A 272-nucleotide genomic window follows, 5' to 3' on the forward strand; every position below is an offset into this window, starting at 1 on the left:
GCCCGCCACGACATGTACGGCTTCAAGCGCGCCACCCCCGGCGCCATGGCCACCTACATGGTCTTCACCACCGACAGCCTCGTCCACAAGGTCAGCGGCGACATCCCCCCCGCCCACGCCGCGTTCGCCGAACCGCTCTCCTGCGCCCTGCACGGCGTCGAACGCGCCCGCCTCACCTTCGACGACGTCGTCGTCGTCGCCGGCTGCGGGCCCATCGGCCTCGGCATGATCGCCGGGTCCAAGGCCAAGAGCCCGCGCCTCGTCATCGCCCT

The 272-nt window shown here is 71.7% G+C and carries 1 pseudogene; it reads left to right on the forward strand.

The window, feature by feature from the left end:
• Positions 1-272, forward strand: a pseudogene (locus tag ABD665_RS21710) (erythritol/L-threitol dehydrogenase); the annotation flags it as partial.

It is taken from the genome of Microlunatus spumicola, from assembly GCF_039536445.1.
GTDB lineage: Bacteria > Actinomycetota > Actinomycetes > Propionibacteriales > Propionibacteriaceae > Microlunatus > Microlunatus spumicola.